Source organism: Nocardia sp. NRRL S-836, from assembly GCF_001279525.1.
GTDB lineage: Bacteria > Actinomycetota > Actinomycetes > Mycobacteriales > Pseudonocardiaceae > Lentzea.
Genome location: NZ_LGDY01000114.1, coordinates 57,908 through 80,675, shown reverse-complemented (window position 1 = coordinate 80,675; position 22,768 = coordinate 57,908). Strand labels below are relative to the sequence as shown.

The 22,768-nt window shown below is 71.9% G+C and carries 21 protein-coding genes; 11 read left to right on the top strand and 10 right to left on the bottom strand.

Annotation, left to right across the window (positions count from 1 at the left end; translation table 11 throughout):
- Nucleotides 1-30: 30 nt before the first annotated feature.
- Nucleotides 31-894 (top strand): ABC transporter ATP-binding protein, encoded by an 864-nt coding sequence (locus ADL03_RS28240; protein WP_053736594.1) that lies wholly within the window; start codon nt 31-33, stop codon nt 892-894.
- Here the strand turns inward: ADL03_RS28240 and ADL03_RS28235 are convergent.
- From ADL03_RS28235 to ADL03_RS28225, 3 genes are read right to left on the bottom strand one after another with little or no spacing between them, the layout of a single operon-like run.
- A complete protein-coding gene (locus ADL03_RS28235) occupies nt 888-2,426 on the bottom strand; it encodes an NAD(P)/FAD-dependent oxidoreductase (protein ID WP_053736593.1) in 1,539 nt (512 codons plus the stop codon). The genes ADL03_RS28240 and ADL03_RS28235 overlap by 7 nt on opposite strands.
- On the bottom strand, nt 2,423-3,286 hold the full coding sequence (locus tag ADL03_RS28230) for an NAD-dependent epimerase/dehydratase family protein (protein WP_053736592.1): 864 nt from the start codon (nt 3,284-3,286) through the stop codon (nt 2,423-2,425). The genes ADL03_RS28235 and ADL03_RS28230 overlap by 4 nt, the downstream gene beginning before the upstream one ends.
- Nucleotides 3,283-3,819 (bottom strand): hemerythrin domain-containing protein, encoded by a 537-nt coding sequence (locus ADL03_RS28225; protein WP_053736591.1) that lies wholly within the window; start codon nt 3,817-3,819, stop codon nt 3,283-3,285. Before ADL03_RS28225 ends, ADL03_RS28230 begins: the two co-directional genes overlap by 4 nt.
- Nucleotides 3,820-4,023: 204 nt before the next feature.
- Here ADL03_RS28225 and ADL03_RS28220 point away from each other — a divergent pair, with 204 nt between their 5' ends.
- Nucleotides 4,024-5,259, top strand: a complete 1,236-nt coding sequence (locus tag ADL03_RS28220; protein ID WP_053736590.1) for an ABC transporter substrate-binding protein — start codon at nt 4,024-4,026, stop codon at nt 5,257-5,259.
- 62 nt (nt 5,260-5,321) lie between these two features.
- Here the strand turns inward: ADL03_RS28220 and ADL03_RS28215 are convergent, their stop codons facing one another.
- Nucleotides 5,322-7,646, bottom strand: coding sequence for a Tex family protein (locus ADL03_RS28215; protein ID WP_053736589.1), 2,325 nt, complete (start codon nt 7,644-7,646; stop codon nt 5,322-5,324).
- A gap of 48 nt (nt 7,647-7,694) precedes the next feature.
- Between ADL03_RS28215 and ADL03_RS28210 the strand changes: the two genes are divergently transcribed.
- Nucleotides 7,695-8,795, top strand: coding sequence for an alkaline phosphatase family protein (locus ADL03_RS28210; RefSeq protein WP_053736588.1), 1,101 nt, complete (start codon nt 7,695-7,697; stop codon nt 8,793-8,795).
- A gap of 87 nt (nt 8,796-8,882) precedes the next feature.
- Nucleotides 8,883-9,743 (top strand): patatin-like phospholipase family protein, encoded by an 861-nt coding sequence (locus ADL03_RS28205; RefSeq protein ID WP_053736587.1) that lies wholly within the window; start codon nt 8,883-8,885, stop codon nt 9,741-9,743.
- Nucleotides 9,744-10,005: 262 nt separating this feature from the next.
- On the opposite strand, the gene ADL03_RS28200 is transcribed toward ADL03_RS28205, so the two are convergent.
- Both ADL03_RS28200 and ADL03_RS28195 read right to left on the bottom strand, forming a co-directional pair.
- Nucleotides 10,006-11,139 carry an RNA polymerase sigma factor gene (locus ADL03_RS28200; protein ID WP_053736586.1) on the bottom strand — a complete coding sequence of 378 codons (1,134 nt, stop codon included), beginning with the start codon at nt 11,137-11,139 and terminating at the stop codon, nt 10,006-10,008.
- Nucleotides 11,140-11,142: 3 nt separating this feature from the next.
- Nucleotides 11,143-11,550 (bottom strand): YciI family protein, encoded by a 408-nt coding sequence (locus tag ADL03_RS28195; protein WP_053736776.1) that lies wholly within the window; start codon nt 11,548-11,550, stop codon nt 11,143-11,145.
- 114 nt (nt 11,551-11,664) lie between these two features.
- Here ADL03_RS28195 and ADL03_RS28190 point away from each other — a divergent pair, with 114 nt between their 5' ends.
- From ADL03_RS28190 to ADL03_RS28180, 3 genes are read left to right on the top strand one after another with little or no spacing between them, the layout of a single operon-like run.
- A complete protein-coding gene (locus ADL03_RS28190; protein WP_053736585.1) occupies nt 11,665-12,237 on the top strand; it encodes an RNA polymerase sigma factor in 573 nt (190 codons plus the stop codon).
- Complete coding sequence (locus ADL03_RS28185) at nt 12,234-13,091, top strand: hypothetical protein (protein WP_053736584.1); 858 nt, start codon at nt 12,234-12,236, stop codon at nt 13,089-13,091. The genes ADL03_RS28190 and ADL03_RS28185 overlap by 4 nt, the downstream gene beginning before the upstream one ends.
- Nucleotides 13,092-13,133: 42 nt before the next feature.
- Complete coding sequence (locus ADL03_RS28180; RefSeq protein ID WP_053736583.1) at nt 13,134-14,048, top strand: alpha/beta fold hydrolase; 915 nt, start codon at nt 13,134-13,136, stop codon at nt 14,046-14,048.
- Nucleotides 14,049-14,067: 19 nt separating this feature from the next.
- On the opposite strand, the gene ADL03_RS28175 is transcribed toward ADL03_RS28180, so the two are convergent.
- Nucleotides 14,068-15,456, bottom strand: coding sequence for a wax ester/triacylglycerol synthase family O-acyltransferase (locus ADL03_RS28175; RefSeq protein WP_063798738.1), 1,389 nt, complete (start codon nt 15,454-15,456; stop codon nt 14,068-14,070).
- Nucleotides 15,457-15,677: 221 nt separating this feature from the next.
- Here ADL03_RS28175 and ADL03_RS28170 point away from each other — a divergent pair, with 221 nt between their 5' ends.
- Nucleotides 15,678-16,490, top strand: coding sequence for a triacylglycerol lipase (locus ADL03_RS28170; protein ID WP_157529404.1), 813 nt, complete (start codon nt 15,678-15,680; stop codon nt 16,488-16,490).
- Nucleotides 16,491-16,494: 4 nt separating this feature from the next.
- Here the strand turns inward: ADL03_RS28170 and ADL03_RS28165 are convergent, their stop codons facing one another.
- Complete coding sequence (locus tag ADL03_RS28165; protein WP_053736581.1) at nt 16,495-17,277, bottom strand: helix-turn-helix transcriptional regulator; 783 nt, start codon at nt 17,275-17,277, stop codon at nt 16,495-16,497.
- Nucleotides 17,278-17,345: 68 nt separating this feature from the next.
- Here ADL03_RS28165 and ADL03_RS28160 point away from each other — a divergent pair, with 68 nt between their 5' ends.
- The gene (locus ADL03_RS28160; protein WP_053736580.1) at nt 17,346-18,083 is read left to right on the top strand and encodes an SDR family oxidoreductase; all 738 of its coding nucleotides are present in this window, start codon (nt 17,346-17,348) and stop codon (nt 18,081-18,083) included.
- A gap of 93 nt (nt 18,084-18,176) precedes the next feature.
- Here ADL03_RS28160 and ADL03_RS48810 read toward each other — a convergent pair whose 3' ends face one another.
- The gene (locus ADL03_RS48810) at nt 18,177-19,862 is read right to left on the bottom strand and encodes a helix-turn-helix domain-containing protein (RefSeq protein WP_053736579.1); all 1,686 of its coding nucleotides are present in this window, start codon (nt 19,860-19,862) and stop codon (nt 18,177-18,179) included.
- A 95-nt stretch (nt 19,863-19,957) separates the two neighbouring features.
- On the opposite strand from ADL03_RS48810, the gene ADL03_RS28150 reads away from it, so the two are divergent.
- Together ADL03_RS28150 and ADL03_RS28145 are read left to right on the top strand one after the other, a co-directional pair.
- Nucleotides 19,958-20,851, top strand: a complete 894-nt coding sequence (locus ADL03_RS28150) for an alpha/beta hydrolase (protein ID WP_053736578.1) — start codon at nt 19,958-19,960, stop codon at nt 20,849-20,851.
- A gap of 5 nt (nt 20,852-20,856) precedes the next feature.
- Nucleotides 20,857-21,858, top strand: a complete 1,002-nt coding sequence (locus ADL03_RS28145) for a serine hydrolase (RefSeq protein WP_053736774.1) — start codon at nt 20,857-20,859, stop codon at nt 21,856-21,858.
- On the opposite strand, the gene ADL03_RS28140 is transcribed toward ADL03_RS28145, so the two are convergent.
- The gene (locus tag ADL03_RS28140) at nt 21,846-22,760 is read right to left on the bottom strand and encodes a hypothetical protein (RefSeq protein ID WP_197288710.1); all 915 of its coding nucleotides are present in this window, start codon (nt 22,758-22,760) and stop codon (nt 21,846-21,848) included. The two genes, ADL03_RS28145 and ADL03_RS28140, sit on opposite strands and share 13 nt — an antisense overlap.
- Nucleotides 22,761-22,768 lie beyond the last annotated feature (8 nt).

The following is a 22,768-nucleotide window of genomic DNA, read 5'->3' as shown; positions in this document are numbered from 1 at the left end:
CCACTGGGGACGTCTACTTTGGAGAGTGGGATGAACGGTGCGCCGGTGTGCGCGGAGGGTGTGGCGAAGCACTTCGGCCGCACGCGAGCGCTGGACGACTGCTCGTTCACGGTGCCGGAGGGCAGCGTGACCGGGCTGGTCGGGCCGAACGGCGCGGGCAAGAGCACGCTGCTGGCGCTGATCGCCGGGCTCGCGAGGCCCACCCGTGGCACCGTGCGCGTCCACGGCACGGAGGTGCGGGGCCGGATGCACCCCGACGTCTCGCTGCTGACCCAGCGCCGTCCGCTCTACGACCGGTTCACGGTGCGCGAGATGATGCGGGCGGGCGCGGCGATGAACGCGCGCTGGTCGGCGGAGCGCGCGTTCGAGGTGCTCGACCTGCTGGCGGGCGTGGACAAGGACGCTCAGGTGCGCACGTTGTCCGCCGGCGCGCGCACGCAGGTCGCGATCGCGCTGGCGCTCGGCCGGTTGCCGAAGGTGCTGCTGCTGGACGAACCGTTGTCGGACCTCGACCCGCTGGCCCGCGACGAGACGTTGCGCATCGTCATGACCGACGTCGCCGAACGCGGCACGACGGTGCTGCTGTCGTCGCACCTGCTCACCGACCTCGGCGACGTCTGCGACCACCTGCTGCTGCTCGACGGCGGCCGGATGCAGGTCGCGGGCGACATCGAGCACGTGCTGCACGAGCACCGCGTCCTCGTCGGACCCGCCGGGCGGCCGCTGCCCGCCGGTGGTGTCGTCGTCGACTCGTCGCAGACGGCCCGCCAGACCACCGCGCTGGTGCGCGGCGGCACCGTGCCCGACGGCTGGGAGGCCACCCACCCGGACCTGGAGGCGCTGGTGATGGGCTACCTGCGGGCCTCACGCGCCCGCAGGACCGCCCGTCAGTAGATCGCCCTGTGCGCGGCCTGGACCACGGTCCGGTACAGCCCACCGGCCGCACCGTGCCGCGCCAGCGCCGCCCGTGCCGCGTTCGCCCCGGCCGCACCGTGCACGCCACCGCCGGGCCACGCCGACGAGCCCGCCAGGTAGAGGCGGTCGAACGGGGTGTCCGCGCGGCCGAGTCCCGGCACCGGCCGGAACACCAGCTGCTGGTGGATCGCCGCCGTGCCGCCGTTGACCGTGCCGATGTCCTGCGGGCCCAGCACCGACCGCCCGATGATCCGCTCGCGGAAACCGGGCGCGCGTTCCTCGATCACCTGCTCGATGCGGTCGGCCCGGCGCTTCAACCGCTCCGGCGTCCAGCCGCCGCCCAGCGGCACGTGGGTGTACGCCCACGCGGCCTCCGTGCCGGCGGGGGAGCGGGACGGGTCGGTCGTCGTCATCTGACCCATGATCGTGAACGGCGTCCGCGGCACCTTCCCGCACGCGAGCTCGTGCGCGAAGTTCGCCATGCCGTTGACGTCACCGCCGATGTGGACCGTCCCGGCCTGCGCGGCCTCGGGGTTCGTCCACGGGATCGGGCCGGACAACGCCCAGTCGACCTTGATCGTGTCGCCGTCCCACTGGAACTTCTTGAGGTCCGCGGCGAGCTTGCCGGGCAGGGCGTCCGCGCCGATCAGGTCGAGGTACAGGTTCGGCGCGGGCACGTCTGCGAGAACGGCCTTCCGCGCGCGCACGGCCGTTCCGTCTTCGAGTCGCACACCCACGGCCACACCGCGTGCGTGCAGCACCTCGGTCACCCGCGCGCCGGTCTCGATGCGCCCGCTGAACCGGCGCACGAGCGACGCGCTCAGCTCACCGGCACCGCCCTGGGGCACCGGGTTGCCGACCTCTTGGCCGAGCATGGCCAGCAGCCAGCCGAACCCCGCGCCACCGGCCTGGTCCGGGCCGAGGTCCGTGTGCATGGCGTTGCCCGCCAGCAACACCCGCGCGCCCTCGCCCTCGAACAGCTCCTCGCCCAGGCGGCGCACCGGCAGCGTGAGCATCCGCACCAGCCGCAGCGCGTCACCGAGCCCGGCCGAGCGCAGCAGCGACGCACCCCCGCGCACCGGGGGGAACGGCCGCAGCAAGGACTCGATCACCGCGTCACGCACCTTGCGCCACTGCTCGTAGGCCGCCAGCCACGCGTCCGCGTCGGCGTGGGCGAACGCGCCCACCGACTTCGCCGTGGTCTGCACGTCCCGCGACAGCAGCGCCACCCGGTCGTCCGGCAGCACGTGCGCGAGGACGGCCGGCGCGTGCTGCCACCGCACGTCCAGGTCGAGCGCCTGGAGGACCGGCGACCCGAGCCCGAGCGGGTAGAACGCGCTGTAGACGTCGTTGGTGAACCCCGGCGCGGTGATCTCGGCCGACCTGACGGCGCCGCCGGGTGTGGCCCGCTGCTCCAGCACCAGCACGTCCCAGCCCGCGTCCGCCAGCAGCGTCGCGGCGACCAGCCCGTTCGGACCGGACCCGATGACGACCGCGTCCACCTCGTTCACGCACGCCTCCCCATTGCCGTGACCACCTCGCGCAGCACGTCGCGAGCGTCGTGTTCCGGCCACCATTCCAGATCTTCCTGCGCGCGGGTGCTGCGCACGAGAGGAGCCTGGTCCGCCATTCGGACCCACTCCGGCGACAGCGGCTGCAACCGCAGTGCGGACGTGAGCCCCGCCAGCTTCTCCACCACCGGGTACGGCAGCGCGAGCCGGCCCAGCCCGACCAGGTCGGCGATCATCGGCGCGGTCAGCACGGGTTCGGCGGCGAGGTTGAACGCGCCCACCGCCTTGCGTTCGATGATCGCCACGATCGCGCGCGCCACGTCGTCGGAGTGCACGAGCTGCATCCGCATGCCGTTCCACAACGGCAACGGCAGCAGCGGCAACAACTTCGGCGACAGCAACGGGCCCATCACCCAGCGCCGCACCTGTTGCGCCGCAGACGCCTGCCCGATGCCGCACGGTCTGATGACCGCGCACGGCAACGGATAGCGCTTGATCATCTCCTCGAACCTGACCTTGTGCGCGCTGTAGGTGTTGCCCGGGATGCCGGTCAGCGCCCACGACTCGTCGATGCGCGACCAGCGCGGTGCCGGTGCGTAGGCAGCGACCGACGAGGCGCAGACCAGGTGCCCGACACCCTCCATCTTGCAGGCGGCCAGCACGTGCTCGCTGCCGTCGACGTTCGTCTGCTCGTCGGCCGGTTTGATCGCCCACGCCAGGTGCACCACGACGTCCGCGCCGCGGATGGCGTCGCGCAACGCCGACAACGTCCGCACGTCCACGCCGACGTCCTCGTAGTCGAGGTGCCGGCGCAGCGCCGTGCCGACGTTGCCGGAGCCGCCGGTGACGACGATCCTCACCCGAGGACCTTGCGGATCGCGTCACGGGCGCGGTCCACGACGGCCACGACCGGCCCGAGCGCCAGGTTCGCGACCGGCCCCTCGACGCCGGGGTGCGGCCGGGTCGGCGCGATCGCCTCCGCCGCGAGCACCGCCCGTGCCATGCGTTCGAGCCGTTCCTGGTCGTGGACCTCGCGCAGCAGCGGGAACTCGATCTGCTCCTCGTGCTCGGCGTGGGCCAGCACGTCGTCGCGCAGCTGCACCAGCAGCGTGTCGAAGCCCTCCGCCTCCGGGCCGATGCCGGTCATCGTGCTGAGCAGCTCCTTGGCCCGCCGCTCCTCCGCGACCCGTGCGTCCACGATCGGCTCGCCGCCGTCGATCCGCTTGATCGCCGGGTGGACGATCTCCTCCTCCGCGGTCTCGTGGACCGAAAGCAGTCGCACGAGCCGATGCCACGCCTCTTTGCGTTCGTCCCCGGAAGCCACCTCGACCTCGGCGAAGAGCGCCCGGATTTCCTCGTGCTGCCGGTGCAGCAGCGTGATCACGTCAGCCATGCCGCTCGGATACCCGGACGGGCGTCGCCGAAGCGTGTCTCATTTCGTTCGGAACCGAAGGGCTAGCACACTCCGTAGTCAGGTGGAAGTCACGTGAACCTTACGTATCTGTGTTCCGTACCACTTAGAGAGGCGTTATGAGACAACAAAACGAATACTGAGCTACCGCTTAGTACGTTCTGGCCCCCTGACAAGGACTGCCGCATGCCCTTCCGTCGCGCACTGCCCACCGCCCTGGCGCTCGCCGTGCTCGCAGCCGGCTGTGGCGCGGGGGACGACGCGAAGGCCCAGGTGAAGACCGGGCCGGGAGTCACGGACGACACGATCTCGCTCGGCATCCTGTCCGACATGACGGGGCCGTTCAAAGCCTCCGCGCTGACCCGGATCAAGGGCTACGAGCTGTACCTCGACCAGGTGAACGAGCGCGGTGGCATCTGCGGCCGCCGGGTGCAGCTCAAGCAGAAGGACCACGCCTACGACGTGCAGAAGGCGCTCGACGGCTACTTCGAGCTCGAACCGCAGGTGCTCGGCCTGCTGGAGCTCGCGGGCACCCCGATGACCACGGCCATCGAGCCGGACATCATGCAGACCCGCACGCTGACCGCCCCCGCCTCCTGGTCGGCGCAGCTGCTCGGCAACCCGCACATGATGATCGTCGGCACGACCTACGACCTCGACGTCATCAACGGCCTCGACCACTACAAGCGCCGCGGTGTCATCAAAGACGGCGACACCATCGGCCACGTCTACGTGCAGGGCAGCTACGGCGACAACGCGCTCGAAGGCTCCGAGTTCGTCGGCAAGCAGTGGAACATGCCGGTCGTCAAGCAGCCCATCGGCGAGACGACCGCCGACCTCTCGGCCCAGGTCGCCGCGCTGAAGGCCGCGGGCGCCAAGGCCGTCGTGCTGAGCACCACCCCCGCGCAGACCGCCGCCGCCGTGGGTGTCGCGGCCGCGCTGAAGTGGGACGTGCCGTTCATGGTGAACGTCGTCGGCTTCGACCCGGCGATCCTGAAGTCGCCCGTCGCGGCCGCCGTGCAGAAGCAGGTCTCGGTGGTGACGTCGGTGGCCCCGTTCACCGGCACGCAGGCCGGGCCGCGCGAGGTGGCGGCCGCGTTCGGCAAGCGCTTCCCGAACGACGAGCCCGCCATCTACGTCGACCACGGCTACACGGTCGCGATGGTGTTCCTCGCGGTCGTGGAGAAGGCGTGCAAGAACGGCGACCTCACGCGGGACGGGCTGCTGAAGGCGTTCCACGACACGAACGGCCTGGACACCAGGGGGCTGACCAGCCCGCTGCACTACTCGCTGGTGGGACGGCCGTCGTCCACCCAGTCGTACATCACGAAGGTCGACGCGAACGCGCCCGGCGGTCTGACGACCGTGGAGGAGCTGTTCGAGTCGGACCTGGTGAAGGCGAAGGGCACCCGCGCCAGGTAGACCTCCGGACGTGAGAGGGCCCCTCCCGGCGATCCGGGAGGGGCCCTCTCACGTTCTCGTGCCTACTTGCCGAAACCGGCCTTGCGCAGCGCCTCGGCCATCGAGCCGCTCGCCGGCGGCGGGGTGCCGCGGCGGTCGTTGTCGCCGCCACCACCGCCACCGCGCTGCGGACGACGGTCACGCCCGCCGCCACCGCCGCCCTGCTGCTTCGGCGCCGGCTTGCCCGGCTCGTCGGTCAGCCGCAGCGTCAGCCCGATGCGCTTGCGGGCCTCGTCGACCTCCAGCACCTTCACCCGCACCACGTCACCGGACTTCACGACGTCGCGCGGGTCCTTGACGTAGTTGTTCGACAGCGCGGAGATGTGCACGAGGCCGTCCTGGTGCACGCCGACGTCGACGAACGCGCCGAACGCGGCGACGTTCGTGACGACACCCTCCAGCACCATGCCGGGCTTGAGGTCGGCGATCTTCTCCACGCCGTCGGCGAAGGTCGCCGTCTTGAACGCCGGTCGCGGGTCGCGGCCGGGCTTCTCCAGCTCCTTCAGGATGTCCGTGACCGTGGGCAGACCGAACTGCTCGTCCACGAACTTCTCCGGCCGCAGCTTCGTGAGCACCGCGGTGTTGCCGATGAGCTCGGTGCCCGCCGCCTGCTGCATCTTGCGCACGACCGGGTACGCCTCGGGGTGCACCGAGGAGGCGTCCAGCGGCTCGTCGCCGCCGCGGATCTTGAGGAAGCCCGCGCACTGCTCGAACGCCTTCGGGCCCAGGCGCGGAACGTTCTTCAACGCCGTGCGGGTCTGGAACGGGCCGTTCTGGTCGCGGTGCAGCACGATGTTCTCGGCGAGCGAGGCCGTGATGCCCGAGACGCGGGCCAGCAGCGGCACGGACGCGGTGTTGAGGTCGACGCCGACCGCGTTCACGCAGTCCTCGACCACCGCGTCCAGCGAGCGCGAGAGCTTCGACTCGGCCAGGTCGTGCTGGTACTGGCCGACGCCGATCGACTTCGGGTCGATCTTCACGAGCTCGGCCAGCGGGTCCTGCAGCCGGCGCGCGATCGACACCGCGCCGCGGATCGACACGTCGAGGCCGGGCAGCTCGGACGACGCGTACGCCGACGCCGAGTAGACCGACGCGCCCGCCTCGGACACCACGATCTTGGTGAGGTTGAGCTCCGGGTGGCGCTTGATCAGGTCGGCGGCGAGCTTGTCGGTCTCGCGCGACGCCGTGCCGTTGCCGATCGCGATCAGGTCGACCTTGTGCTGCTTGGCCCACGCGGCGAGCTTCGCGATCGACTCGTCCCAGCGGTTCGCGGGCACGTGCGGCTGGATGACGCCGTGGGCGACGACCTTGCCGGTCGGGTCGACGATCGCGACCTTCACGCCGGTGCGGTAACCGGGGTCGAGGCCCATGGTGGCGCGGGTACCCGCGGGAGCGGCCAGCAGCAGGTCGCGCAGGTTCGACGCGAACACCTTCACGGCCTCGTCCTCGGCGAACGCCCGCAGGCGGCCGCGCAGGTCGATGCCCAGGTGCACGAGGATCCGCGTCCGCCACGCCCAGCGCACCGTGTCGGTGAGCCACCTGTCGCCGGGACGGCCGCGGTCGTCGATGCCGAAGCGGGCGGCGATGCGCACCTCGAACGACGACGGACCGTCCTCGACCGGCTCCTCCGGCTCCAGGACGAGGTCGAGGACCTCCTCCTTCTCGCCGCGGAACAGCGCCAGGATGCGGTGCGACGGCAGCTTGGTGAACGGCTCGTCGAAGTCGAAGTAGTCCGCGAACTTCGCGCCCTCGGTCTCCTTGCCCTCGCGGACCTTGGAGACGACCCGCCCGCGCGTCCACATGCGCTCGCGCAGCTCGCCGATCAGGTCGCCGTCCTCGCCGAACCGTTCGACCAGGATGGACCGTGCGCCCTGCAGGGCGGCCGCCGCGTCGGCGACCTCCTTGTCCGGGTCGACGTACTTCGCGGCTTCTTCCTGGGGGTTGAGCGAAGGATCACCCAGAAGTGCGTCGGCCAGCGGTTCGAGACCGGCCTCCCGCGCGATCTGGGCCTTGGTGCGCCGCTTCGGCTTGTACGGCAGGTAGAGGTCCTCGAGCCGGGCCTTGGAGTCCGCGGCGAGGACCTGCGCTTCGAGTGCCTCGTCGAGCTTGCCCTGCGAGCGGATCGAGTCGAGAACCGCCGCGCGGCGCTCCTCCAGCTCGCGCAGGTAGCCGAGCCGCTCCTCGAGCGTGCGCAGCTGCGCGTCGTCGAGACCGCCGGTCGCCTCCTTGCGGTAGCGGGCGACGAACGGGACGGTCGCGCCACCGTCGAGCAGTTCGACAGCAGAGCTGACCTGGCCCGAGGCCACACCGAGCTCGTCAGCGATCTTCTGGTGGATGAGCGTTGTCACAGCGGGTCATTGTGCCCCTCTCCGGATCGGACGTGGCACGGTGGCCCGATGAGCACCGCCGCGACCATCGCCGAGGTTGTTCCCTCGCTGCTGTCCGGGCTGGACGTGCCGGGCTGCGACAACACGCTCGACCTGCCCCGCTCCCGCCGCGTCTGCCTGCTGCTCGTCGACGGCCTGGGCCACCACCTGCTGCGCGCGCACGCCGGTCACGCGCCGTTCCTGAGCAGCCTGGCCGCGCGCGACGTCGACGCCGGTTTCCCGTCGAGCACCGCCACGAGCCTCGCCTCCATCGGCACCGGGCTGCTCGCGGGCGAGCACGGCATCGTCGGCTACACGTTCGAGACGGGCGGCGAGGTGCTCAACGCGCTGACCTGGACGCGCCACGGCGACCACCACCACGACCTGCGCAGGACGCTCGTGCCCGAGGTCGTGCAGCCGCACCCGACGACGTTCGAACGCGCGGCCGCCGCCGGTGTCGCGGTCAGCACGGTGGCGCCGATGGTGCAGCGCGCGAGCGGCCTGACCCGCGCGGTGCTGCGCGGGTCGTGGTTCGTCGGCGCCGCCGGGTTCGGCGACCTGGCGCTGGCGGCCGCCGGGGCACTCAGCCGCGACCGCGCGTTCTGCTACGCCTACCACGCCGATCTTGACACGATCGGGCACATCTACGGCCCCGGTTCCGAGCAGTGGTTGCTGCAGCTGGAGTTCATCGACTCGCTGGCCGAACGCATCGCCGCCCGGCTGCCCGCGGGTGCCGTGCTCGCCGTGACCGCCGACCACGGCATGATCACCGCGGGGGAGCGGGTCGACTTCGACACCGAACCCCTGCTGTGGGAGGGCGTCCGGGTGATCACCGGCGAGCCGCGGGTGCGGTACCTGCACGTCGAGAGCACCGAGGTGGTGGACGTGTGGCGCTCGTTCCTCGGCAACCGCGCGGACGTGCTGACCCGCGAGGAGGCGGTCGCGGCCGGGTGGTTCGGGCCGGTGGCACCGATCGCCGCCGACCGCATCGGTGACGTCGTCGTCGCCATGAAGGGCGACGCGGTGCTGGTGCGCAGCCAGGCCGAGCGGCGGTTCTCGGCGTTGACCGGGTTCCACGGGTCGCGCACGCGGGAGGAGATGGCGATCCCGTTGCTCTGGCAGGTGGTCTGACCGTCCCGGATGGACTTCGGCGGTGTTCGTGGCTTCAGTGCAGGTCGAAACCAACCCTTCCCGGTTGCCCGGCCTAGGATCCCGGTCGTGACGATCGCACTGCCAGGACCGGTCGGTTTCGTGCTCGGTGGCGGCGGAAGCCTGGGGGCGGCCCAGGTCGGCATGCTCCGCGCCCTGCGCGAGCACGGCGTGCGCCCCGACCTGGTCGTCGGCACGTCGGTGGGCTCGGTCAACGGCTCGCTGCTGGCGCTCGACCCGGACAGGGCCGCGGAACGGCTCGCCGCCATGTGGCAGGGCATGACCCGCCAGCGGGTCTTCCCCGGCGGCCCGCTCGCGCAGCTGAGGTCGTTGCGCACCAACAAGACCTACCTCTTCCCCAGCACCGGCCTGGCCGGTGTGCTCGCCGAGGGCCTCGACGGCACCACGTCGTTCGCGGACCTGGCCCTGCCGTTCGGCGCGGTGTCGGTGGACTGCGTGACCGGTGAGGCGGTCACCATCACCGAGGGCGAACTGGTGCCGGCGATCCTGGCGAGCGCCGCGATCCCCGGCGTCTACCCGCCCGTGAAGATCGGCGACCGGGTGCTCTACGACGGCGGCGTGCTGGCGAACGTGCCGATCCGCCAGGCGCTCGCGATGGGTGCGCGGTCGCTGGTGGTGCTGGACTGCGCGTTCCCCGGCCACCTGCCGACGGTGCCGCAGACGCTGGCCGAGACCCTGCTGTTCTGGGCCACGCTCGGCATGCGCAACCAGGCCGTGCTGGAGGTGGAGCTGGCCTCGCAGCGGGTGCCGGTGCTGTACCTGCCGGGCCCGCCGGTGCAGGCCGTGACGCCGCTGGACTTCTCGCACACCGCGGAGCTGGTCGACGCCTCCCACCTGGCCTCGACCACGTTCCTCACGACGCTGGAGATCGCCGGAGCGGGGCTGTACGGCCACCCGTCACACGGGTAGCGCCACCGAGCTGGTGCGGGCTTGGGGGGTCAGCCCCGGGGAGCTGCTCGGCCCGCGCGAGTGCCCTCGGGTGCGCCTCGACCCGGACTGCGGTGTCGAGCGCGGTGGTCAGGAGCCCCGTGGTCTGCACGGGAGCGCGGATGCCGCGGCCATGTCATCGATGCTGACAGCCGGCCGTGTCCCGGCCAAGGACGCCCAGGTGGTGAGACGACGGGGAACATCGGCTCATCCGGGGTATTCCGCTGATGTCGAAGGCGCGCGCTCAGCGAGCGTTGAGCCGTGCGGCCTGCCGGGTCAGGTGGTGGCGTTCGGCGAGGTTGGTGGCCAGCTCGGCGGCCTCGGCGTACAGCCGGGCCGCCGTGGCCAGGTCGCCGTCGCGTTCGTGCAGGTACGCCGCGACCGCCGCGTGGCGCGGCAGTGACGGGTCCACAGTGGACAACGCGGCCAGCCCGGCGCGTGGGCCGTCGGCCTCGCCCACGGCCACCGCGCGGTTCAGCAGCACGACCGGGCTGTCGGTGAGACGCGCCAGCTCGTCGTACCACTCGACGATCTGCACCCAGTCGGTCTCGGCGGCGGTCCGGGCGTCGGCGTGCAGCGCGGCGATAGCGGCCTGGGCCTGGAACTCGCCGAGCCGGTCGCGGGCCAGTGCCGCCTGGAGGACCGCGATGCCCTCCGCGATCATCGTTGTGTTCCAGCGGGACCGGTCCTGCTCCGCCAGCGGGACCAGGCCGTCGGGGCCGGTCCGGGAGGCGCGCCGCGCGTGGTGCAGCAGCATGAGGGCGAGCAGGCCCGCGACCTCGGGGTGGTCGAACGCGACGAAGAGCTGCCGGGTCAGCCGGATGGCCTCGGAGGCCAGGTCGACGTCACCGGAGTAGCCCTCGTTGAAGACCAGGTAGAGCACGCGCAGCACGGTCGCGACGTCGCCGGGCCGGTCGAAGCGGACGTCGGCGACGGTGCGCTTGGCGCGGCTGATGCGCTGCGCCATCGTGGCCTCCGGCACCAGGTACGCGGCGGCGATCTGGCGCGTGGTCAGGCCGCCGACCGCGCGCAACGTCAGCGCCACCGCCGACGCCGCCGACAGCGACGGGTGCGCGCACAGGAAGTACAGCCGCAGCGTGTCGTCCGCGGCCGGCACCTCACCCGGTGCCGGCTCCTCGAACACCGCGTCCTCCCGGCGGCGCCGCGCCGTCTCCGAGCGCGCGGCGTCGAGGAACTTGCGCCACGCCACCGTCACCAGCCAGCCCCTGGGGTCGCGCGGCGGGTCGGCCGGCCACGACCGGACGGCTTCGAGCAGCGCGTCCTGCACGGCGTCCTCGGCCGCCGCGAAGTCGGCGCCGCGGCGGACGAGGATGCCGAGCACACCGGGCGTGAGGCCGCGGAGCTGGGAGAAGTCCAACGCCTACTCCGTGATCGTCGGCGTCACGCCGTAGAACGGGCGCAGCTCCAGCCACTCGTGGATCGTCCGCCCGCCCGCTCCCGGCGCCGCCGACAGCTCCCCGGCCAGCTCCAGCGCGCGCTCGTAGCTGTCGACGTCGATCACCATCCAGCCCGCGATGAGGTCCTTGGTCTCGGCGAACGGGCCGTCGGTGACCGGCGGGCGGCCCTCGCCGTCGTAGCGGACCCACGTGCCCTCCGGGGACAGGGCGTTCTCGTCGACGAACTCACCGGTCTCCCGCAGCCGGTCGGCGAAGTCGTTCATGTACCGCACGTGCGCGGTGATCTCCTCGGGCGTCCACTGCGACATGGGGACGTCGTTCACCGCCGCCGGCGCGCCGCGGTAGTGCTTGAGCAGCAGGTACTTGGCCATGGGGTCCTCCTTCAGCGACTCTGTCGGCACGGGGACGGAGCCGGCCGGGCGTTCTCGACATCATCCCCGGAAAATTTCTGCCAACACCTCCGGCCCCGGCGGACACGAGTAGGCATGACGACCGAAGACCCCGACGACCGAGCGCTGTGGTCGCAGGCCGCCGGGGGCAGTGCGCACGCCTTCGGGGTGCTGTTCGACCGGCACGCCAGGGCGGTCTACAACCACTGCTTCCGGCTGACCGCGTCCTGGGCGGCGGCCGAGGACCACCTGCAGGCCACGTTCCTGACGGCCTGGCGCAAACGCGACCAGGTGCGCCTGGAACGCGAGTCCGCGCTGCCGTGGCTGCTGACCGTCGCGACCAACGTGGTCCGCAACGACCGGCGCTCGCTGGCGCGGCGGCTGCGGCTGTTCTCCCGCGTCCCGGACCCCGGCCACGTGCCCGACCACGCAGACCAGGTCGCCGGCCGCGTCGACGACCAGCGGCGGATGGCCGAGCTGCTCAAGGCCGTCGGGAAGCTGCCGCGCAACGAACGCGAAGCGCTCGCCCTGTGCGTGTGGTCCGGCGTGTCCTACGCCGACGCCGCCGCCGTCCTGGGGATCACCGAGGGCAGCGTCCGGGCCCGCGTCAGCAAGGCCAGGTCCCGGCTCAAGCAGAACGACCTCGTGACCGTAGGGGAGGACCGATGACGAACGTGCCGCCACCCACCCGCGACCTGCCGCCCGGCCGCCAGGCGCAGCTCCGCGCCGAGGTCGAGCGCGCGGTCACCGGACGGAGCACCAGGCGGGTGCTGGTCCCGGTCCTCGCCGGTGCCGCCGCCGTGGCCGCCGCCGTGACCGGCGTGGTCGTGCTCCAGCCGAACACCGACCCGCGGCCCGCCGTGCACATCACCACGTCACCCACGCCGGAACCGCGGGTGCGGGACACCTTCGGGCTGAGCCCCGAGAAGCTCGCGGCGATCGAGGAGGGCTGCGCCCGGTCCGAGAGGGTGCCCGGCAAGCTGACGGTGCACCAGTTCGGCCGCGACGACGCCGGTGAGTGGGCGTTGCTCCACGGCGACCGGGTCGTCGTGGCGTGCAACCTCGGCCGCGGTGGCGAGGAGTATGACACGGATCGTCCGAGCGACGTTGCCCTCCACTGGCTGCCGGGACGGTTCTCCCTGGACGTCGACCTCGCCCGTCTCGGCGGCGACCTCCACCCGACCATCCCCGCGATGGCGGGTGTCCCGGGCCTGCGCTTCGTCGCGGGCCGCGTCGACCCGTCCGTCGTACGGCTGACGTACCGGGCGTACGACGGCAGGACGGTGGACGCCAAGATCGCCAACGGCACGTACGTCGTCCGCATCGCCTACCCGGCGACCTGGAACCCCAACGACGTGACCGGCGCCGTGGAGCTGCGGGCCTACGACGCGGCCGGCGGCCTGCTCGGGACCAGCGCCGAGATCACCGGCAGCTGCTACTACGCCCCGGACAGCGGGGAGGTCGTCCACGGTCGGCGAGGTGTCACGGCGGAGAACTGCAAGCCCGCGACACCGTGGCGCTGAGAACGCTACCCATCGGTAGGTCCAAGCGACATACTGGTTGGTATGACGACGGTGGCCAACTTCGGCGGCACCAGCCGCTACGCGGATCTGGACGGGCCCGTGCACTGGGTCGACTTCGGCGGACCGGAGGACGGTCCCCGGATCGTCCTCGTGCACGGGCTCGGCGGCTCCCACCTCAACTGGGCGCTGCTGGCGCCGTTGCTCGCCGAGAAGGCGAGGGTCTGCGCGGTCGACCTGGCCGGGCACGGCCTCACCAACCCGGAGGGCCGCGGGACCACCGTCCAGGCCAACACGCGGCTGCTGGGCCGGTTCCTGCGCCAGGTCGCCGGGGAACCGGTCGTGCTCGTCGGCAACTCGATGGGCGGCATGATCTCGTTGCTGCACACCGCGCAGGACCCCGACCTGGTCAGCGGGCTGGTGCTGGTCGACCCGGCGCTGCCGATGGTGTTCGGCACCCGCCCCGACCCGATGATGCTCAGCACGTTCTTCATGTACTCGGTGCCCGGCCTCGGTGAACGGTTCCTCGCCAGGTCGAGGACCGTGCCGGCCCGGCGGCAGGTCGACCGCCTGCTGGAGCTGGTGTGCGCGGACCCGTCCGGCATCCCGGAGGAGCTCAAGCTCGCCAGCGAGCACCTCATCGGCGAACGCGCGAAGGTCGAGGGCCTGGACGCGGCGTTCCTCGCGGCCGCGCGCAGCACCGTGTTCACCACGTCCAAGCGCGGCGCCTACTTCGCGGCGATGGACCGGATCCGCGTGCCGGTGTTCCTCATGAGCGGCGACCGCGACCGGCTCGTCAACGTCGCCGCCGCCCGGTACGTGGCGCGCAGGAAGCCGCACTGGCGCTACGACGAGTTCGCCGGTGTCGGTCACGTGCCCCAGATGGAGATCCCCGGCGTCGTGTCCGAGCGGGTGCTGGCGTGGATGGACGCCAACCGCCTGAGCACCCCGGCGAGCTGACCGGGACGAGCCGCTCGTCTCAGGCGTCCCGCGCGGCCGCGAGCGCCACCAGCTCGTCAAAACCGGTGCGGATGCCGTCGGCGAGCAGCTGCACGTCCGGCACGCCGTCGAAGTCGGCGTTGATGCCGAACGTGAACCGGTCCAGGTAGGAGAAGATGCCGACGGTGATGCGGATCGTCGAGGCGATCGGCACGTACGGGAACATCTCCACGAGCGGGCGGCCGAGCAGGTAGAGCGGGATGCGCGGGCCGGGAACGTTGGTGGTGACGGTCTGGAGGATCTGCTGCGGGAACCGCATCGCGGTCCGCGAGCCCAGCGCCATCAGCGTCGGCGCGGCGAAGCCGCTGAGGTTCGTGATGACGTCGGCACCCGCTGCCTGGCGGGAGCTCTTCAGGTCGTCCATCTGCGCGCGGATCGACGCCAGCCGCTCGACCGGGTCCGCCTCGCCGACCGGCAGGTTCACCAGCACCGCGCTCACCCGGTTGTTGAGCTCGTTGTGCTGGTTCGGTTTGCGCATCGACACCGGCACCATCGTGCGCACGACCATGCCGTCGGTCAGCTCGCCGCGCTTCTCCAGCAGGTCGCGGAAACCACGCGTGACCGCGGTGAGGATGACGTCGTTGACCGTGCCGCCGGCGGCCCTGCGGATCTGCTTGATCTCGGCCAGGTTCGCGCGCGCCCACACCCAGCGGCGGTGCGGCCCGATCGGACCGTTGAGCGAGGTGGCCGCGCTGGTGAGCAGCCGGCGCGCGGTGGCGGGCAGACTGCCGAGCACCGACCTGCCGAAGTCGACGATCTCGGTGAGGGAACGCAGGTTCCGCGCGAACGCGGGTAACGCGGCGAGGTGCTGCACCGGGGTGACCACGGCGTCACGCACACCGTCGACCACCAGGTCGAGGGTCGACGGCTGCGGCCGCGGCTCCCATTCCGCCGCCTCCGGAAGCGCGGTCTCCTTCCGGAAGTCCAGGATCAGCTGCAGCATGTCCGAACCGGACACCCCGTCGATCATGCAGTGGTGGACCTTCGAGATGATCGCCCAGCGACCGCCTTCGAGCCCCTCGACGAGCCAGGCCTCCCACAGCGGCTTCGAGTCGTCGAGCTTCTGCGCGAAGATCCGGCCCGCGAGGTTGCGCAGCTGGTCCTCGCCGCCCGGCGACGGGACCGCGGTGTGCCGCACGTGGTACAGGACGTTGAAGTGGTCGTCGTCGACCCAGACCGGGCGGCCGACGTGGAACGGCAGCGCCTTCACCTTCTGCCGGTAGCGCGGCACCTGGTCCATCCGCGCCAGGAACAGGCGGATCACGTCTCCGTAGGACGGCGCCGGACCGTCGAAGACCAGTACGGAACCGACGTGCATGGGCACGTTCTCGTCCTCGATGAAGTAGAAGCCCGCGTCCAAGCTGCTCATCCGGTCCACTCGGAAAACACTAGAGGAGCGGCAGATCCGAATCGACGTCCATGCAGGTGAGAGGCACTGCCCACGGCTGAGGTCACCACCGTGTCACGCGCACGTGGCGAATCGAGACTCGAAAGTGCTGGCCAAGAGATCGTTCACGAAACATCATGGAGACACCGGGCGACGAGGCCCGGGACGCCGGCTCGGGGTTGTCGACGTGTGGGGAGGCGCCGATGTCTGCCGTACCTCCGGACGAGGTCTTCGACGTTCCTCCCGTTCCGCTGCACGTGGTCAGGAGCAGCGCCCCCAGCCTGTTCTGGTACCTCACCGAGCCCACCCGCTGCGCGCTCGACGTCGGCGAGTTCGTCGCCACCCGGTCGATGCTGCGCGGTGCCCCGGCCGGTGACGGCCACCCGGTGCTCGTGTTCCCCGGCCTCGGCGCCGCCGACTCCTCCACGGTGATGCTGCGCAGGTTCCTGTCCGGTCTGGGTTACCGGGTCAACCCGTGGGGACTGGGGCGCAACATCGGGCCGACGCGCCGTGCCGTCGACGGCATGCACGCGCTGGTGAAGAAGGTTTCCTCCGAGCACGGCCCGGTGTCCATCGTGGGCTGGTCGCTCGGCGGGATCTTCGCGCGCGAGATGGGACGCGACCACCCGCACCGGGTGCGCCAGGTGATCACGATGGGCTCGCCGTACAACATGTCGGATCCCGTGCAGTCACGGGCGATGCCCGCGTTCTCGTTGTTCTCGCGCCTGCACATCCCGAAGGACGAGTTCCCGCCGCCGGAGTCGACCAGGCCGCCCATCCCGGTGCCCGCCACGTCGATCTACTCCAGGACCGACGGGATCGTGTCGTGGGAGTCGTGCGTCGAGGAACCCGGACCGCGGCGGGAGAACGTCCAGGTGGCGTCCTCGCACCTGGGGTACGGGTTCAACGCCAGCGTGCTGTGGGTCGTGGCCGACCGGCTGGCGCAGCCGGAGGGCACGTGGACGCCGTTCGCCGTGCCGCCGGGGATGGCGCGCATGTACCCGCGGGCGGCCTGAGCCGTCAGCAGGGCCGGCCGTCCGCATAGATCACCAGCGTCTGGTCGGGCTCGTCGGCGAGGTGGAACGCGGTGTAGGCGTAGTCGACGGCCCCCAACCGCGGGTGGCGCAACCGTTTCCGGCCGCTGTGCTGGGCCTGCACCTCGTGGTGCGGCCACCAGGAGCGCACCTCCGGGCTGGCCTCGTGCAGCTCGTCGATCAGCCGCGTGAACCGCTCGTCGGCGGGGTGGCGGCCGGCCAGCGTGCGCAGCCGGGCGAGCAGGCCGCGCGCCTCCCGTTCCCAGTCGATCACGACGTGCCGCGCGCGTTCGTCGGTGAACGTCCAGCGCGCGAAGTTCGGCTTGTCCGCCTTGAGGTTCACGAACAGCTCGCCCGCCGCCTCGTTGTGGCTGAGCACGTCGTAGGTCGCGCCGATCACGTAGGCCGGGTGCGGCTGCAGCAGTCCCGGCACGGCGGCCACCTCCGCGCTCACCGTCTCCGCCTCCCGCGCCTGCGCCGCCGTGTGACCGGCGAGGCGGAACAGGTGGTCCACTTCGGACCGGTCGAGTCCGAGCGCGGTGGCGAGCGCACCGAGCACCTGGTCGGACGCCCGCACGTCACGGCCCTGCTCCAGGTACGTGTACCAGGTGGCGCTGATCCCGGCGAGCACGGCGAGCTCCTCGCGGCGCAGCCCCGGCGTGCGCCGCCGGGACGTGCTCGGCAGCCCCGCCTCCGCGGGCGTGATCCGTTCGCGGCGGCTGCGCAGGAACGCGCCCAGCTCGCGGCGCTGGTCGGCTGTTCTGCCCATGCTGGTACCTCCTGTTCCAGCATAAACGCGCTCTGGATACCAGTTTGTGGGCACCACAGGCTGGTCGCATGGATGAGATCAACGGCAAGGTCGTCGCGATCACCGGCGCCGGCAGCGGCATCGGCGAGGCGACCGCACTACTGCTCGCACAACGGGGAGCGCGCCTCGTGCTCGGCGCCCGGCGCGAGGACCGGCTCGCGGACCTCGTGGCCAGGATCGAGGAAGCCGGCGGCACGGCCGTGCACACGCGCACCGACGTGACCCGCCGCGAGGACATGCACGCGTTGGTGGCGTTGGCCCGTGACCGGTTCGGCCGCCTCGACGTGCTGGTCGGCAACGCGGGCGCGGGCCCGATCTCGCCGCTCGACGACCTGCGCGTCGACGAGTGGGACGAGATGGTCGACGTCAACATCAAGGGCGTGCTGCACGGCATCGCGGCCGCGCTGCCGGTGTTCCGCGAACAACGGTCCGGCCACTTCGTCACCACCGCCTCCACGGCGGCGTTCCGCGTCGTGCCGGCCATGGCGGTCTACGCGGGCACCAAGGTCGCCGTCCGCGCGATCTGCGAGGGCCTGCGCCAGGAGGCCGGTCCCGAGGTGCGCGTGACGACCGTGTTCCCCGGCGTCGTGCACACGGCGTTCGCCGAGGCGTCGAGCAATCCCGGCGTGCGGGCGAGCATCGCGGCGATGCGCGACGAGATCGCGATCGCCCCGGACGCCATCGCCCGCGCCGTCGCGTTCGCGCTGGAGCAGCCGGCCGACGTCGACGTGAACGAGATCGTCGTGCGGCCGACCGCCCAGAGCTGACGCCCTGGCGCAGCTGGGTTTCCGCGCGCGGTGATGGCATCCCGGTTGCCGTCATGCGGCAGTTGACGACGACGTTCTGCTGTGGACGGTTGCCTAGTCGAGCAACCGGAAAGCGGCCAGTGCGAGCTTCACCCTGGCCGGGTCGGTGATCTCAAGGACCCGACCGACCTGGTCGAGGCGGCGGGCGACGCTGCTGTGGTGCAGGTGCAGCAGGTCTGCGGCGCGGCGCAGGGAACCGGTGGCGCAGTAGGCGTCGAGGGTGTCGCGGTCCTCGTCGGACAGGCCTTGCAGTGCGATCACGTCGGCGTTGGCGCGCAGTGCCGCGGCGGGCACCTCCGCGAGCAACGCCACCGCACCCAGCCGCGCGTACTCCACCACCGGCTCACGCGGGGTCGTGAACCGGAGGGCCGTCCGCGCTTCCGTCCAGGCCCGCGCGGGGCAGGAGGAGGTGCCGATGCCCGCCCGCACACCATCCGGAAACGGGCCGAGGTGCCCGGCCAGTACGACGCCGACACCGTTCACCGACGCGGCCTTCACCGGGCGGCCGGGGCAGACGGCGGCGCCCACCCGGTCCAGCGGCAGCGCGGTCGTCACGGCGGCCACCCGCAGCGGCAGGTCGGCCGGGAAACCGAGCAGCCGCAACGCCCGCGCCCGCCCGGCCTCGTCGCTGTCGGTGCTGATGACCAGTTCGACGAGGGCGGGGTCCGCCATGGTGGTGCGGGCCGGGCCGTAGCGCTCGACCACGGCGGCCGCGGCGATGGCGAGGCGGTCGAGGAGCACCTCGTCGAGGGCGAGGGAGGGGCCGGACGGGCTGGAGTGGGCGCTGTCGGGGGAGGGACCGGCGTGGTGCGGCTGGGCGGTGTGGTCGGACGGCCCGGCGTCGTGCGGTGGGGTGGCGTCGTGCGGTGGGGTGGCGTCGTGTCGTGGGGCCGCGCTGTGTCGCGAGGCGCCATGGTGCCGCGGGTGGTCGTTGTGCCGTGAGGCGGCCGGATGCGGCGGTGACGCGGGGTGCGGCGCCGAGGCGGCGTAGTGGAACGGGTCTGCGTCGCGCGGCTGGGCAGGCTGGAACTCGGCAGCGTCGTGCGGCTCGCTGCCGGGGCGGGGCTTGACGCCGTCGTGCCGGAGGCTCGCGGGGTGCGGCACGACAGCGTCAGGTACCTGGGCGGGGTACGGCTGCGCGGCCTGACGCGGTGGTCCGGCGTCGTGCGGCTGCCGGGCGTTGTGCGGCTGCGTGGCCTGGTGCGGCCGGGCGGCGTCATGCGGCTGCGCGGCCTGGTCTGGTGGTCGGGAGTCGTGCGCCTGCGCGGTCTGGCGTGGTGGTTCGGCGTCGTGCGCCTGCGCGGCGTTGTGCGGCTGCGCGGCGTGGCTCGGCCGGGCGGCGTCGTGCGGCTGGACTGCGCGGCTCGACCGGTCGGCGGCGTGGCTCGGCCCCGCGGCGGGGTGCGGCTCGGCGCCGTTGTGCGGCTGTGCGGCCCGCGCCACGGCGGGCCGTTCCAGCCACACCTGTCCGATCTCCTCGTCGTCCAGCACGATCGCCGCCACCGCCGACGGCGGGCACGTGGGCTCGGGTGCCGGGCCGCCGCCGGGTGACATGCGGATCACCTTGCCGGTGCTGTGCAGGCGGATGCCCGCCACGCACTCGGCCAGGCCCGCCGAGGCTCGTGCGAGGGCGGGCAGGTCGACGCGGCGGCGCATCAGCGTGTCGTAGAAGATCACGACCCGGATCGCGCCCTCGACGTGTGAGTCCAGGGTCGACAGACGGGTTGCCAGCGCCTCCATGCGGCCGACGATAGCGACGATCGGCGCGTGGGCGTGGAGGATCGTGCGACAAGTGTCGGCTGAAGTCCGGCGGCGAGCGGCAGAGGATTGCGGGCATGGATCCCGAACTCGAAGCGTTCGTGCCGCTCTTCCCGAAGGCCGAGCTGACCGACGTCGTGAAGGAGCGCCGGGTGCTCGCCGAGCTCGCGGCCGGCATTCCCGCGGAGACCGGCGGCATGGACGTCGAGGACCTCGTCGTCCCGGCCGACCCCGCGGTGCCGGTGCGCGTCTACCGGCCGCACGACGCCCAAGGTGCCGTCATCTGGTTGCACGGTGGGGGCTGGGTCGTCGGCGACGTCGTCACCGAACACCCGTGGGCCTCGCGGGTCGCGGCGCGCTCGCAGGCCGTGGTGATCTCCGTCGGCTACCGGCTGGCGCCGGAGAACCCGTTCCCCGCCGCGTTCGACGACGCCTGGGCCGTGCTCACGTGGGCGTACGACCACGCCGCCGAGCTGGGCATCGACCCCGAGCGGATCGCGGTCGGCGGGCACAGCGCGGGTGGCGGGCTGGCGGCGGCGCTGGCGTTGAAGGCGCGGGACGAACAGGGGCCGCCGATCCGGTTCCAGCTGCTGCACCAGCCGGGGCTCGACGACCGGCTCACCACGTGGTCGGCCCGGCACTTCACCGAGACGCCCTGGTACAACCGCTCCAAGGCGGTCCAGGCGTGGCGGCACTACCTCGGCGGCAACCCGGCCGGGCCGTACGCGGCGCCCGCCCGCGCCGACGACCTGTCGGACCTGCCGCCCGCCTACGTCGCCACCGCCGAGCTCTGCCCCAACCGCGACGAGGACATCGCCTACGCCGTGCGGCTGCTGCAGGCGGGCGTGCGGGTCGAGCTGCACCAGTGGCCGGGAACGTTCCACGGCTCGCAGGCGTTGCTGTCCGCCGACGTGTCGCAGCGCCAGTTCACCGAGATCGGCGCCGTGCTGCGCCGCGCGTTGGCCGGGTGAGCGAGATGCGCACCGAGTTGCAGCACGCGGTCGACAACCTGCATACAGCCGGTGTACCGGCGGTGTGGGCGGAGTTCCGCGTCGATGGACAGGTGTGGCGCAGCGCGGCCGGCGAGGCCACGCCCGGCATGCGGCACCGGGTCGGCAGCGTCACCAAGACGTTCACGGCCGCTGCCGTGCTGCTGCTGGCCGAGCAGGGCCGCATCCGGCTCGACGACCCGATCAGCCGCCACCTGGGCCTGGTGCCGGCCGAGCGCGAGATCACCGTGCGGATGCTGCTGAACATGACCAGCGGCCTCGCCGACTACCGGTTCCTCGCGTTCCCGTCGATCCTCGAGGGGTCACCGCAGAGCCTGGCGGACAACCAGTTCCGGCACTTCTACCCGCGCGAGCTGATCAAGCTCGGCGTCGAGGCACCCGCGGTCGCGCCCGGCACCTACTCCAACACCGGCTACCTGCTGCTGGGCCGCCTGCTGGAGAAGGTCACCGGCACGACGGCGGAACGGTTCATCACCCGGCACGTCATCGAACGCGCCGGCCTGCGCAACACCATGTTCCCCACCGGAACCCGCATCGCGGGACCGCACCCGAAGATGTACGAGGCGTTGTTCGGCCTGCTCGACCCGCCCCGCGACTACAGCGTCTACGACATGTCGTGGGTCGGCGTGTCCGCGTCGCTGATCTCGACGCTGGAGGACCTCAACCTGTTCTTCGCCGACCTGCTCGCCGGCAAGATCGTGTCGCGGGAGTCGCTGGCGCAGATGCAGGAGACCGGACCGGTCACGGCGTTCGACGGGTCCACGGTCTCCTACGGCCTGGGCCTGCACCGGCACGGCGACGGCTTCTGGGGCCACGACGGCTCCGTGTGGGGCGCCGGCACGTGGTCGTTCAGCAGTGCGGACGGCAAGCGGCAGCTGTCGCTCGCCGTCAACCTCCAGCGGTGGACCGACAACGCGATCACCGAGGCGCTCGCCGCCCTCCAGCACCTGCTGACTCAGCCGCGGTAGGCGTTGCGCACGTACGTCAGGCTGAACGTGCCCTTGTTGGAGAAGTACGAGCTCACCAGCTCGGCCGGGTGCGTGGCGAGGTAGCCGCGGTAGAACGCGCCGTCGTTCTGGTCGTCCCAGCCCCACGGCGCGTTCGCCGCGTTGTCCTTGCCGTTGTCACCGCGGAACGTGCCGAACGACGCGAAGGTCTCCGAGTTGTTGCGCCGCGCCCACATCCCGTTCGCGGCGAACGTGTCCACGAGCCGGTACTTCACGTCCCGGTCGTTGCCGCCTGATGGCACCTCACCGGTGGCGGCGGGGTAGTAGACCACGCCGTCGCCGCCGGGGAAGTCGTTGCCGTCCCAGCGGTAGAGGCCGTGGCCCTTGGCCTCCTGACGGGTCGTGGGCCGGCCGCCGGAGAGCAGCAGCGTGCCGTCGATCGTCTCCGACCCGTTGCGGTACGGCGACCCGGCCGGTACGTACGAGTAGAAGTCGCTGTGCGCCACCGTGACGGCGGCTTCGAGCTGACCGTAGCCCGCGTCCTTGCGCACCACGAACAGCGCGCCCTCCAGGTCGTTCTCGTGCGTGGTCAGGCCGAACGGGTCGGGCTGGTCGTCCCAGTCGCGCGGGTGGAAGAACGAGTACACCAGGAACCAGTGCGTCTGCGTCTCGACCACCGAGTAGTAGGCCGCACCGGTCAGCTTGGCCAGCTGGGTCTGGTTCTCCCAGTTGTTCAGCCCGTTCCAGTCGCCATCGAAGTCCACAGTGGACAGGTAGTCGGCGTCGTGGTCGGACGAGTCGGTGTCCTGGTGGTGGACCGGCGCCCAGTGCAGCGCGAGGTCGTAGTCGGAGACGGCAGCCCGGGCCGGGGTCACGGTGACGGTGGCGGCGAGCAGCACCGCGGTGGCGAGGATTCGTTTCACGCGCCGCA